The 12,959-nt window shown below is 66.1% G+C and carries 8 protein-coding genes; 2 read left to right on the plus strand and 6 right to left on the minus strand.

What is annotated here, in order from left to right:
- Positions 1–63: 63 nt before the first annotated feature.
- From HIM68_RS04825 to HIM68_RS04840, 4 genes are all read right to left on the minus strand, one after another.
- Positions 64–1,236: an MFS transporter gene (locus tag HIM68_RS04825; RefSeq protein WP_172170042.1), complete on the minus strand. Its 1,173-nt coding sequence runs from the start codon at positions 1,234–1,236 to the stop codon at positions 64–66.
- On the minus strand, positions 1,233–2,624 hold the full coding sequence (locus tag HIM68_RS04830; protein ID WP_172170045.1) for a sodium:proton antiporter: 1,392 nt from the start codon (positions 2,622–2,624) through the stop codon (positions 1,233–1,235). Before HIM68_RS04830 ends, HIM68_RS04825 begins: the two co-directional genes overlap by 4 nt.
- 203 nt (positions 2,625–2,827) lie before the next feature.
- A complete protein-coding gene (locus tag HIM68_RS04835) occupies positions 2,828–3,322 on the minus strand; it encodes a DedA family protein (protein ID WP_172170048.1) in 495 nt (164 codons plus the stop codon).
- A gap of 151 nt (positions 3,323–3,473) precedes the next feature.
- Positions 3,474–4,688 (minus strand): amidohydrolase family protein, encoded by a 1,215-nt coding sequence (locus HIM68_RS04840; protein WP_172170051.1) that lies wholly within the window; start codon positions 4,686–4,688, stop codon positions 3,474–3,476.
- A 256-nt stretch (positions 4,689–4,944) separates the two neighbouring features.
- Between HIM68_RS04840 and HIM68_RS04845 the strand changes: the two genes are divergently transcribed.
- On the plus strand, positions 4,945–8,961 hold the full coding sequence (locus HIM68_RS04845; protein ID WP_172170054.1) for a Pls/PosA family non-ribosomal peptide synthetase: 4,017 nt from the start codon (positions 4,945–4,947) through the stop codon (positions 8,959–8,961).
- Positions 8,954–10,417: a M1 family metallopeptidase gene (locus tag HIM68_RS18915; protein WP_253903711.1), complete on the plus strand. Its 1,464-nt coding sequence runs from the start codon at positions 8,954–8,956 to the stop codon at positions 10,415–10,417. Before HIM68_RS04845 ends, HIM68_RS18915 begins: the two co-directional genes overlap by 8 nt.
- 84 nt (positions 10,418–10,501) lie before the next feature.
- Here the strand turns inward: HIM68_RS18915 and HIM68_RS04860 are convergent, their stop codons facing one another.
- A complete protein-coding gene (locus HIM68_RS04860; protein WP_172170057.1) occupies positions 10,502–11,347 on the minus strand; it encodes an N-acetyltransferase in 846 nt (281 codons plus the stop codon).
- On the minus strand, positions 11,344–12,660 hold the full coding sequence (locus HIM68_RS04865; protein WP_172170060.1) for an MATE family efflux transporter: 1,317 nt from the start codon (positions 12,658–12,660) through the stop codon (positions 11,344–11,346). Before HIM68_RS04865 ends, HIM68_RS04860 begins: the two co-directional genes overlap by 4 nt.
- Positions 12,661–12,959 lie beyond the last annotated feature (299 nt).

Consider the following 12,959-nt stretch of genomic DNA (forward strand, 5'->3'; position numbering starts at 1 on the left):
GACGTCTATTCAATCCAAGCCAGGGGACTTGACTCGAGCCGGGGAACATCCCGCCCACACTCGTCAGGTCCGACGGACGTCCAAGCGGTTCGCGAAGACCACGGTCAGGAGGCCGACGAGCACGAGGATGCCGAGTCCCCACCGCAGTCCCCCTCCGGTGGCGACAACCCCGACCAGCGGACTCGTCCCGAGGTACCCCACCCGCATCAGCCAGTTCACCAGCGTCACTCCCCCGGCACGTCCGACCCCGGGCAGACGAGCGGCCGCTCCCAGTGCTCCGGGCACGAGCGTCGCTGACCCGAATCCGAGCGCTCCCATCGAGACGAGCAGCAGAACGGGCTCCTGGGCCGCGATGACGCCGATTCCGCCGCATGCGATGAGACCGCCGCCGAAGCCCGCGATCCGGCCGGCCCCGAACCTCGTCACGAGCACGTCCCCGCTGATTCGTCCGAGGCATTGGCTGCCGATGACGACGCTGAAGGCGATCCCCGCCGAGGCGGCCGGAACTCCTGCGAATTCGACCGCAGCCAGCCCCGCCCAGTTGTTCGCAATGTCCTCGACCGCGGCACCGCAGATCGCGACGATCGCCAAGGGCAGCGCCGCCCAGAGGACCATCCGTTTCGAACGGCCCACGGCCCGGTCTCCGCTACGGCCCTCAGGTGCGGCATCGGAATCGGCGACCCGCCTCGGCGAGGCGTAGTCTCCGATGAGGCGGCGTCCAACGATCGTGATGACCACGGCGGCGACACCGATGAGCCCCAGCCACGCCCGCATGTCGGCACCGGAGCTGGCGGCCGCGGTTGCGGCGGCTCCGCTGAGCAGACCGCCGAGGCTCCACAGCGCATGCATCGACGACAGGATCGTGCGACCGGCCCGCTCCTGGACGGAGATGCCGACGACGTTCTGCGCGACATCGACGATGGCATCGCAGCACCCCAACAGGAGCAGACAGATCGCCATCATCACGCCGTTGACCGACCACGCCGTCGCCGAGGCGGCCACACCGAGCATCACCGTCCCAACGATGACGACACGGTGCGCTCCGAATCGGGCGATGAGGGCGGCGGGCAGGGCCGAGGACAGCAGCGAGCCGACGGCGAAGCAGGCGACGACGAGGCCGAACTGCCAGGAGCTCAGTCCGAGTCGGTCGACGAGTAGCGGATACCACGGCAGGAGAGCGGCGAAGACGGCACCATTGCCGGTGAAGTAGAGGCCGACCCCGGCTGCGGCCTTCACTCTGCCTTGGCGACTTTCGCTGCGCGCAGGTCGCGTCCGGCCTGCCCGAGGATCACGAGGGCGACCAGGACTCCGAGCAGAATCCACCACAGTGAGCCGGTCATGAAGATGAGCACCATAGAGGCGAGGATCGGCACCAGGCGGCGCAGCGACCACCACACGTAGCCGCCGAAGCTCGGCATCGCCACATTCGCCGAATCTGCGACGGACTTGACCATGAAGTTCGGTCCGTTGCCGATGTAGGTGATGGCCCCACCCATGACAGCGCCGAGCGAGACCGCGATGAGCAGGGTCTCGGGCACTCCCGCCACCTTCGGTTCACCCGGCACCTGGGCGGCCATCTCGAAGAAGGTGACATAGGTGGGAGCATTGTCGAGCACGGAGGACAGACCGCCGGTGAAGATGAACAGGGAGATCTCGCCCAGCGGGATCTTGTGGGCGATCTGCCCCAGGTACTGCAGGGCCGGCATCATCGTGAGGAAGATGCCGATGAAGAGCGACCCGACCTCGAGGATCGGCGTCCAGGTGAATTTGTTGAGATTGAACCGTGCACCGCGGTCACCGACGAGGAATGACGTCACCGCGGAGACGAGCATGACGAGCTCACGCCACGGCACGAAGTCCGAGGCGCTCGCATGTCCTGTTTCGATCGCATGCAGGTCGACCGAAGGGATGAAAGCGACGGCCACGATGATGATCGCGAGGAACAGCAGACCGCTGGCGCCGCGCAGGCCGAGTTTAGTCACATACTCGGCATCTTTGGCAAGCGCCTCGGCCGGTTCCTTCGCATACATCTTCTTATCGAGTGCGAAGTAGCTGATGAGCAGCAGGGCGTTGACGAACAGCCAGTACGGCCAGAGCCCGAATGTCCATTCGAATGGCACTCCGCGCAGCATTCCGAGGAAAAGCGGCGGGTCGCCCAGCGGTGTGAGCAGACCGCCGCAGTTCGCGACGATGAAGATCGTATAGATGACGGTGTGGGTGCGGTGCTTGCGGTCCTGGTTCGTGTTGAGGATCGGGCGGATGAGCAGCATCGCCGCGCCCGTGGTGCCGATGAACGAGGCGAGCACACCGCCGACAGCGAGGAAGATCGTGTTGTTCCGAGGCGTCGCCTTGATGTCGCCGACGAGGAAGATTCCGCCCGAGGCGACGAAGAGGCTGCCGATGAGCATGATGAATTGGAAGTATTCGAGCAGCGCGTGGATGACAGTCGTCGACTCTCCGCTGAGCAGGAACCACACGGCGATCGGCACACCGAGGATGAGCGCGACGATGAGCTTGACGAGGTTGCGATCCCAGATCTTCTCCGTGGCCGGAATGAGCGGGAGCACCGCGATGCATCCGAGCAGCAGAACGAACGGAATGATGCTCCACCAGGCCACGACCATCCGGGGACTCCTTTACTCAGTGTCGACGAGCAGGCTCGTCCAGTCGACGTTGACGCTGTCTTACTCTACTGAACTCGCGCAGCGCATCGGACCACGGTCTGCCACACGGACGTAGCTTGCCCATGGATGCAAAGAGCCGCCGGCGAAGATCGTTCAGTTCGCCGAGGCGGCCGGTGAGTCAGCAGAGGTACCGGTCAGTTCGCCTAGGCGGAGGCCGATTCCTCGGCGGGAATGCGATCCTTGCGCAGTCCGATGAGCAGACCGCCGATCGCGACGATGAAGACGAGGCCGAGCCCGACGGTCAGTCCCGGTTCGGCCTGGTAGGCCTTGGCCACTGCTTTGAAGCCGAGGAACCCGACGGTCGAGTAGATGAGCGCCCACAGCGATCCTCCGACGGCGAGCGCCGGGACGTAGCGGCGGTAGCGCATCCCCGTGGTTCCGGCAGCGAGGTTGACCACGGTCTGCAGCCCGACGGTGAGGAAGCTCAGGGCCACGACGGGCGCCCCGAAGCGGTCGATGGTGTCCTCGGCGCGGCGGTATTTGGGTCCGGCCATGATCTTCTCGACCCGGTGGAACTTGCGGATTCCCTTGCGGGCGAAGCGGCCGAGGACGAAGGTGCCGCCGGCGCGGACGACGATGATGCCGAACATGATCAGCCATGTCACTGCGATCGGAAACGACCAGTCGAGCGGATTCATCGGTGCGGCGCACTCCTCACTCTGGGCATTCCGCTGCGCGGACGCACTGCGGCTTCACGGATCGGTCGCTCCCATCATAGCCCCGTTAGGTTAGGTTTCCCTCACAGAGCGGCCGGCCGAGACCGATCTCACCCACCGAGGCGGTGACCTCTCAGACGTGCCCACCATCGAGGTAGACCGCGTTGACCCGGTTCTCGATTCCACGGACGTCGGCGGTGCGCAGGTCGCCGTCCACGACGACGAGGTCGGCCAGTCCGCCCTCGCTGATTCGGCCGACCCGATCGTCATCGAGCAGGCGGGCGGCCACGGAGGTTCCGGCGGCGAGCGCCTCCGTCGTGGACAGTCCCACCTCGGCCAGCAGGCTGATCTCTTCGAGGTTCTCCCCGTGCGGGCCGACTCCGGCATCGGTGCCCAGCGCGATCGGGACTCCTGCTTCGTGGGCCCGGCTGATCGACTCCTGGTGGGCGTCGACGACGCGTCGGGCCTTGTCCACGACGGAGGCAGGCAGCCCGGCACCGGCATCGGCGGCCTTGATGACGGCCTGCGGGGCCTGCAGGGTCGGGACGAGGAAGGTGCCGTGCTCGAGCATGAGGTCGATGGCTTCGTCGTCGAGGTAGATTCCGTGTTCGATCGAGCGCACCCCGGCACGGACGGCGTTCTTGATTCCCGGTGCGCCCTGCGCGTGGGACATCACATGCGCACCTTGGGCGGCCGCCTCGGCGACGATGACAGCGATCTCGGCTTCGGTGAACTGGGAGTGCCGCGGATCGTCGCGAGGGGAGAGCACTCCCCCGGTCGAGCAGATCTTGATGTGGTCGGCCCCGGCCCGCAGCAGTTCGCGGGTCTTCTTCTGCACCTCTTCGAGTCCGTCGGCGACCCCCGAGGGCCGGCCGGGGTGCGGGGCCAGGAAGGGAGACTCCGCCCCGGAGACGAGGTGGAAGTCTCCGTGGCCTCCGGTCTGGGACATGATGTTGACGGCGATCGTCAGCCGCGGCCCGCGCACCACACCGGTCTCCACGGCGACCTTCGCACCGAGGTCTGTGCCTCCGGCATCGCGCACGGTCGTCACTCCGCCTTTGAGGGTGGCCTCCATATTCTTCACGGAGTTATAGAACTGGAGCGAGAACGGGTCGTGGAAGTTCGAGGTGGCTGCCGCGCCACTGCTCGTGAGGTGGACGTGGCAGTCGATGACTCCGGGGATGATCGTCTTCCCCGTGCAGTCGATGTGGTCGTCTCCGGCGTTGTGCGAACCCTGCCCTCCTTCCGCCACCGAGGCGATCCGTCCGCCGTCGATGACGACGTCCCGGGTGCCGGGTAGGAAGCGGGTTCCGTCGAAGACCGTGGCGTGGGTGAGAACTGTGACCATGGGCGTGCTCCTCATCGTTGAAAATCAGCTGGTCGACCGTGAACGGCCGTCCCCTCACATCTATCACGGACGACCGCTCCGTGACGATCAGGGCGGTGACACGGAGAACAGTGACTTAAGATCAGACATCGGAACCGGAACGCGCACTGTTCGCGCCCCGACTCTTGTTCACGTCCGCGACACCTTCCTGGGTTATGGTCACCGGCGGCACCGGTCGGCCCGGCGCCGATCAGCTCCCGAACGACCCGGAAGACACGTGAGAGAATACGCACCGCAGTTCCCGTCCCCTGTACGGCCCCGTGAGGACCGCACCCTCATCGACGTCCTCCTCGAGTCGGCCGCCGCGCATCCCGATCAGCCGGCCCTCGACGACGGCACTCGGGTGCTCAGCTATTCGGAGCTCATCACTGCGATCCGCGATCTCGCACTGGAGATGGCCGAGACCGGGATCGGCCCCGGTGACAAGGTCGGCGTCCGTGTCCCTTCGGGGTCGGTGGATCTGTACCTGGCGATCCTCGCCACGCTCATGCTCGGCGCGGCCTACGTTCCCGTCGACGTCGACGATCCGGATGAGCGGGCGCGCACCGTGTTCGCCGAGGCGGCCGTGACCGGAGTGATCACCGCCGGACCACACATCGAATCCCGCACCGACCGCGGCCCCCTCGACCGTTCCGAGCTGCGGTCCCCCACTCCCGATGACGACTGCTGGGTGATCTTCACCTCCGGGTCGACGGGCACCCCGAAGGGCGTTGCCGTCACCCATCGTTCGGCCGCGGCCTTCGTCGACGCCGAGGCGGCCCTTTTCTGCGTCGGGGAGCCGCTGAGTCCCGGCGACCGCGTTCTGGCCGGACTGTCCGTGGCCTTCGACGCCAGCTGCGAGGAGATGTGGTTGGCATGGCGGCACGGAGCATGCCTGGTCCCGGCCACGCGTGCGCTGGTGAAGTCCGGGATGGATCTGGGTCCGTGGCTGTCGTCGCGGCAGATCACCGTCGTCTCGACCGTTCCGACCCTGGCCGCACTGTGGCCGGCGGAGAGTCTCGACAATGTCCGCCTCCTCATCTTCGGCGGCGAGGCGTGTCCGCCCGAACTCGGGCGACGGCTCAGCGATGATGACCGCGAGGTGTGGAACACCTATGGTCCCACCGAGGCGACCGTCGTCGCCTGTGCCGCCATGCTCGACGGATCCGAGCCGGTGCGCATCGGCCTGCCGCTCAAGGGCTGGGACCTGGCCGTCGTCGATGCCGAGGGCGTGCCCGTCGCCGATGGAGAGACCGGTGAGCTCATCATCGGCGGGGTCGGCCTGGCCCGCTATCTCGATCCGGCCAAGGACGCCGAGAAGTTCGCCCCCATGCCGAGCCTCGGCTGGGAGCGGGCGTACCGGTCGGGCGACCTCGTCGTCAACGATCCGGCCGGGCTGATCTTCGTCGGTCGCGCCGACGAGCAGATCAAGCTCGGAGGCAGGCGCATCGAGCTCGGCGAGATCGATGCCGCACTGCAGGCCCTGCCCGGAGTCGAGGGTGCCGCGGCGGCGGTGAAGAAGACCGCGGCCGGTACGGACGTCCTCATCGGCTATCTCGCCCCCGGTGCCGGTTCCGGCGAGGCCGATCTTTCCGCCTGGGAGGCCCGACTGCGTGACGAACTGCCGGCCGCGCTCGTTCCCCGTCTGGCTCTCGTCGAGGATCTGCCCACGAAGACCTCGGGCAAGGTCGACCGCAATGCCCTGCCGTGGCCGCTCGATGACGGCGCCGAGGCGGCCGGATCCGATGAGGTCTTCGACGAGGACACGGATTGGGTCGCCGAGCAGTGGGCCGCGGTCCTCGGTGCCCGACCCGGCAGCGCTACGGACTTCTTCACCGCCGGCGGCGGTTCACTGGGAGCAGCGCAGCTCGTGTCCCGGCTGCGCACCCGCCATCCCAGCGTCACCGTCGGCGATATCTACGCCCATCCGCGCTTCGGCGCCCTGTCCAGGCTCTGCCTCGGCGAAGAAGGATCCGGCATCGGACCGACGGGTCCCAAGCGCACGATCACACGCACCTCCCGGGGGATGCAGGCCTTCCAGGTTCTGCTCGGGATCCCGGTGCACATCCTCGGCGGGGTTCGGTGGGTGGTGCTGGCGATGCTGGCGGCAAATATCGGTGTCGGACTCGGCGCGGATCTGCCGCTGACTCCGTGGCCGGTCGTCATCGTCCTCTTCCTCGTCTTCGTCACCGCCTGGGGACGAATGCTCATCTCTGCAGGAGCGGCGCGTCTGCTCATGATCGGGATCCGGCCCGGGGACTATCCGCGATCGGGCTGGGTGCACAAGCGACTGTGGCTCGCCGAGCATATCGCCGATCTTGCTGCGGCGGTCTCGGCGGCGAGCGCACCCTGGGTGACCTGGTATGCGAAGCTGTTGGGCAACCGCATCGGGCCCGATGCCGATCTGCACTCGGTGCCGCCGGTGACCGGTTTCCTCACCCTCGGCGAGGGTGCGGCGGTCGAACCCGAGGTCGATCTCAAGGGCTGGTGGGTCGATGGCGATCTGCTGCGCATCGGACGCATCGACATCAGTCGCAACGCCACGATCGGCGCCCGGTCGACGCTCATGCCCGGCGCCGAGGTGGGCGTCGGGGCCCTCATCGAAGCCGGATCCGCAGTGACCGGACGGGTTCGGAAGAATCAGATCTACTCGGGTTCACCGGCCGTGCGCGTCGGCAAGGCGAAGAAGTCCTGGCCTGCTCCCCCGCCCAGGCGGCGTCTGCCGTTCCTGTTCTATGCCGTCGGCTCGCAGATCAATGCTCTGCTGCCGTATCTCGCTGTGCTGCCGGGCATCGCCTTGATGCTCGGAGTCTCCGGGGTCGAGGTCGTCGAGTCGCCCTGGCTGCTGGTGGCGTGGTCACCGGTCGTGGCCTGTCTGTGGTTCTTCACCACTGCACTGTTCATCCTCATCGCGGTGCGGATCCTGGCGATCGGCATGGAAGAGGGAGAGTTCCCTGTCCGCTCGGCCCGCGGTTACCGGGTGTGGGCGACGGAGCGGCTGCTCGACATGGCCCGGGACCTGCTGTTCCCCCTCTACGCGTCGATGCTCACCCCGTGGTGGCTGCGCCTCCTCGGTGCGAAGGTAGGTCCGGGTACTGAGATCTCCACCGTTGTCTTCGTTCCGAAGATGACGACGATCGCGGCCGGTGCCTTCCTCGCCGATGACACCATGGTCGCCAGCTACGAACTCGGCCACGGCTGGATGCGGGCGGGGCGCGCGAAGGTCGGCAAACGTGCCTTCCTCGGCAACTCGGGAATCGCCTCGCCCGGTCGCAGAGTGCCGAAGAACTCGCTGGTCGCGGTGCTGTCGGCGGCGCCGGCGAAGGCGAAGAAGGGGTCGTCGTGGCTCGGCTCTCCTCCGGTGCAGCTGCGCCGCGCCGCTGTGGAATCCGACGAGTCGCTCACCTATGCCCCGACCTTCGGGGTCAAGGCCGCCCGTGCCTTCTGGGAGACTCTGCGGATCTCATCGATCATCGCCGGCGGTGTGCTCATCACCGCTGTCGTGCTCACCATCTGGTTCTTCCTCGGTCTGCCGGGCGGGGTGGCCGCTCAGTCGACGACGTTCCTCGCCTCCGTGCTGCTGGCCCTGCTCACCTCGGGGGTCGTGATGATGGCCGCCGGTGCCGTAGCGGCGGGACTGGCCGTGGCCGCGAAATGGATCCTCGCCGGTCCGATCCGACCCGGGGAGCATCCGCTGTGGTCGTCATTCATCTGGCGCAACGAGGTCGCCGACTGCTTCGTCGAACTCGTGGCCGCTCCCTGGTTCACCCGGAACGCCGTGGGCACGCCGGCGATCGTGTGGTACCTGCGGGCGATGGGGGCGAAGATCGGGCACGGCGTATGGTGTGAGTCCTACTGGCTGCCGGAGGCCGACCTCGTCGACCTCGGGGACAACTCGACGGTCAACCGCGGCTGTGTGGTCCAGACTCACCTGTTCCATGATCGGGTGATGAGCCTTGATACCGTTCAACTCGATCCCGGTGCTACTTTGGGACCCAACAGCGTCATCCTCCCGGCCTCCACCCTGGGGGAGAACGCCACTGTCGGGGCGACGTCGCTGGTCATGCGCGGCGAGTTCGTGCCGGCCCATGCCTACTTCAGCGGCAATCCTGTCATACCCTGGGTGGATGCCCCAGAACTTCCCTCACTCGAAGAAGAAAACCGAGACGAAGACGGCCGCGACTGCGCCGGCGGAAGTGCCGCCGACGAGGACGCAGGCTCCGACGGCGACCGATCGAGCCGATCGCATGCTTGATTCCTACACCCAGGGCGTCGGCAATGCGGACCTTCACATCGACCACTACGATCTCGACCTCGACTACCGGATCGGCCCGAATCGGCTCTCCGCCAGGGCGGTGCTCAAGGGACGCGTCCTCACGGACACGTCGTCGATCGTCCTCGATCTCACGGGTCTGCGGGTGACGAAAGCCAGCGTCAACGGCAAGAAGGTCCGCTTCTCCGCACGAGGGAAGAAGCTGCGGCTGACGACCCCGGCGCTGAAGAGCGACCAGCCGGTGGTCATCGACATCAGCTACACGGGCAATCCGGAACCGGCGATCGGCACCTGGGGAGACGTCGGCTGGGAGGAGCTCGAAGACGGGGTGCTCGTGGCCGGTCAGCCCGTCGGTGCCTCGACCTGGTTCCCGTGCAATGACCATCCCTCGAACAAATCCCAGTACAGGGTCTCGGTGCTCGTCGAGTCCGAGTACACGGTGGTGTCCAATGGGTCGCTGACGAAGAAGACGCGCAAGGCAGGGCGGACCCGCTGGACCTATGAGTCGACGACTCCCCTGGCGACCTATTTGGCGACGGTGCAGATCGGTCGCTACAAGTACGGGCAGATTCCATTGAGCTCCGGTGCGACGAGGTTCGGCGCCGCGATGCGCGGGGCGGCGAAGGATGCCGTTGCCGGTTCGGCCAGAGACGCCCTATCGAGCGCTGTCCGAGGAGTCGCCGGCGCTGCCGGCAAGGACGTGTCTGTTCACGATTCGTCGGGCAAGCGAACGAGGCACAGCCGGACAGAGTCCCCTGTTCCCCTTGGCGTCTATGCCGATGATCATTGGGATGTGGCAGTCGAACGCCTCGGTGTCCAACACGGAATGATGAACCTGTTCATCGACCGCTTCGGACCCTATCCGTTCGACGTCTATGACGTGGTCGTGACCGATGATGTGCTCGAGATCCCGCTCGAGTCGCAGCCGCTGTCCGTGCTCGGTCCCAATCATCTGGGACCGGAGTGGGAGGCCGAGCGTCTCGTCGCCCACGAGATGGCGCACCAGTGGTTCGGAAACTCGCTCACACCGTCACGGTGGAGGGACATCTGGCTCAATGAGGGCTTCGCCTGCTATGCGGAGTGGCTGTGGTCGGAGGAGTCCGGGCGTGCGAGCGCCGATGAACGTGCGCGGCAGTGGTGGGAGGAGCTGTCCGCTCAGCCGCAGGACATCATGCTCGGTGATCCGGGCGGGCCGGACATGTTCGATGACCGCGTGTACAAGCGCGGTGCCCTGTGCCTGCATGCTCTGCGCATCGAACTCGGCGATGCGGAGTTCTTCACCGCCGTCGGCGAGTGGACGAAGCGGTACCGTCATTCGTCGGTGAGCACCGAGGAGTTCATCCGCTGTGTCTCCGAAGTGGCAGAGCGTGATATCGCCGAGGTGGTCCGCCCTTGGCTCGAGGAGCTCGAACTTCCGAATCTTCCGGACCTTCCATAAAAGGGCCAGGGGGCTGAGGAGCTGACTGCGCCTCAGTAAATTCCAGCTCCAGAAGCTGTTGCGAAATCTCGGCAGCGGTGTGCCTCAGCCGAGCTTGCGGACGAGCACGTTCGAGTCGCCGTTGCGTCCGACGGACACGAATCCGTGGTCGGTGTAGAGTTTCGCCGCCCCGTTGCCGTCCTCGACGGACAGGCTGACGGCGGGAAAGCCGCTCATCCGCGCCAGCGCACAGACCGTGTCGAGAAGGGCTCCGCCGATTCCCTGCCCCTGGTGGTCGGGCAGCACTGCCATCGAGAGTTCAGGAATGTCGGCTGCGACCCAGCCGTACCCGGTGAAGGGCATCTGCTCATCCGACGGCGTCAGATCGGCGGGTGCTGACTCAGTGGCTGCCGGCTCAGTGGCTGCGTCGTCTGCGTCAGCGGACCCGTCGGTGTCGGTGCCGGCCGGTACGTCTGAACCCGAGCCAGCCACAGCCCCAGCATCAGCATCACCCTCGGTCACGACTTCGCTGCGCACCACCTCGGTGCCGGTCTTGTCCAATGCTGCGGCGAAGTCTCCGCCCACCTTTTCGTCGGCCCTCCCGACGACATCGTCGATATCGGCCAGGCGCACCCAGGCGAGTCCGACGATCGGTGACTGCGCATCGGCTTCGGCGTGCGCGGCGACGGCGATATCTCCCTCGCGTCCCCAGCCGCGGTAGTAGAAGACGGCATCGCTGCGGTATCGGAGGTCCTCGATTTCGATCCGGGGCCTGTCCATCGACCAGTTGAAGCACAGATCGAGGAAGGGCAGGAAGGTCTCGTCATCGGTCTCGGCCGGGAGCGGACGGATCCGTCCGCGCAGGGAGGCGGCGGCCGCCTCAGCGGAGGTGTCCGGCGAATCGGCGGAGGTGTTCTGCGAATCATGAGCGTCAGTGTGTGCAGCGTTCATGAGATTCCTTTCTCGACGGCGCGTTCGATCCACGCCCGGTTGCGTACTCGCCAGCCCAGTGTCAGGGCGCGGAAACCGACGAATCCGATGCAGAAGCCGGCCCAGAGCCCGGGTGCTCCCGGCCAGATGCTGATGATCGGGATGAGCAGAACTGCGTATCCGATCACAGCGACCAATTGTGCCAGAGCCAGATACTTCGCGTCCTCAGCTCCCATGAGCACTCCGTCGAGGACGAAGACAAAGCCTGCGATCGGCATGCTCAAGGCGAGGACCGGCAGGAGGGCGGCCAGTGCCGACACCACGGCCGGGTCCGAGGCGAAGGCACGGGGGATGATTCCGGAGCCGGCGAACAGGACGACGCCGACGACGATGCCGAAGACGATCCCCCACAGGCACAGTCGGCGGTTGATCGCGGCGACCGCCTCGGTGTTCTTCGCCCCCAGCTCGAGGCCGATCATCGCCTGGCCCGCGATGGCCAAGGAATCGAGGGCGAGGGCGAGAGCGAAGAAGATGCTCTGAGCGACCTGGATCGCGGCGAGGTCCGTCGTGCCCATCGCCGTGGCCAGGAAGACGAGGAGGATGAGGGCAGCACGCAGCGAGGCGTTGCGCACCAACAGCCATCCGGAGGTCTTCGCCGAGGTGAACACGCCTGTCCAGTCAGGGCGGATGCTGGCGTGGAGGCGACGGGCCGCGCGGATGGAGATGGTGAGGTAGACCGTGCACATTCCGGCCTGCGCGATGACCGTGCCCATCGCCGATCCCGCGACTCCCATGTCGAGGCCGTAGATGAAGATGGCGTTGAGGCCGATATTGGCGATGCAGCCGGCGGCCGCGACGAGCAGCGGGGTCTTCGTGTCCTGAAGTCCGCGCAGCAGTCCGGTGGCCGCGATGACCATGAGCATGAATGGCAGCCCCCACCATGAGATCGCAAGGTAGGAGTGTGCGCCCGCGGTGATGATCGGATCCGGGTCGAAGGCCTCGATCGCTGTATTCAGCAGGGGCAGCCCGATGATGATGAGCAGGACGGAGGTTCCCAGTGCTAGCCAGATTCCGTCGAATCCGGCCGTGATTGCGCCAGGCCGGTCCCCCGATCCCATCCGTTTCGCCACCCGCGGCGTCGTAGCATAGGCGAGGAAGATCATCAGACCGAGCACCGTCTGCAGGATCGTCGAGGCGATCGCCAGCGATCCCAGGGCACCGGCACCGAGGTGGCCGACCATGGCCGTGTCCGTAAGCAGGAAAATGGGTTCGGCGATCAGGGCTCCGAGTGCGGGAAGGGCCAAACGGAGAATATCTTTGTCGATCGCTGCCACGTCCCCGATTCTAGCGAACCGGTGGTGCGGTGAGCCTGTCGCGAACCGGCGGTGCGGTGAGTCCGTCGCGATCGATCACTGCAGAGCAGTTGTGGGTTCAAGCCCGATCGCAATGTCGTGTCAGTGCCGAACTGTAGATTCAGAGGACAAACTTATCAGAGTCGATAAAGATGACTACCAATCGATTCTGATCGCAACTGCTAGTTTGCGTGTTCTATTTGTAATCGTTTTGTTATGTGAATTCATAGCGGCGGATCATATAATTGAGATAGCCGACTTCCCTGACGACTGACTTCCAC

The organism is Brevibacterium sp. CT2-23B (assembly GCF_013168765.1).
Taxonomy (GTDB): Bacteria; Actinomycetota; Actinomycetes; order Actinomycetales; family Brevibacteriaceae; genus Brevibacterium; species Brevibacterium sediminis.

Coding starts and splice junctions, on each gene's coding strand:
- HIM68_RS04840 (WP_172170051.1), bottom strand. CDS start 4,688: ATGGTCACAGTTCTCACCCACGCCACGGTCTTCGACGGAACCCGCTTC.
- HIM68_RS04860 (WP_172170057.1), bottom strand. CDS start 11,347: ATGAACGCTGCACACACTGACGCTCATGATTCGCAGAACACCTCCGCC.
- HIM68_RS04835 (WP_172170048.1), bottom strand. CDS start 3,322: ATGAATCCGCTCGACTGGTCGTTTCCGATCGCAGTGACATGGCTGATC.
- HIM68_RS04830 (WP_172170045.1), bottom strand. CDS start 2,624: ATGGTCGTGGCCTGGTGGAGCATCATTCCGTTCGTTCTGCTGCTCGGA.
- HIM68_RS18915 (WP_253903711.1), top strand. CDS start 8,954: ATGCTTGATTCCTACACCCAGGGCGTCGGCAATGCGGACCTTCACATC.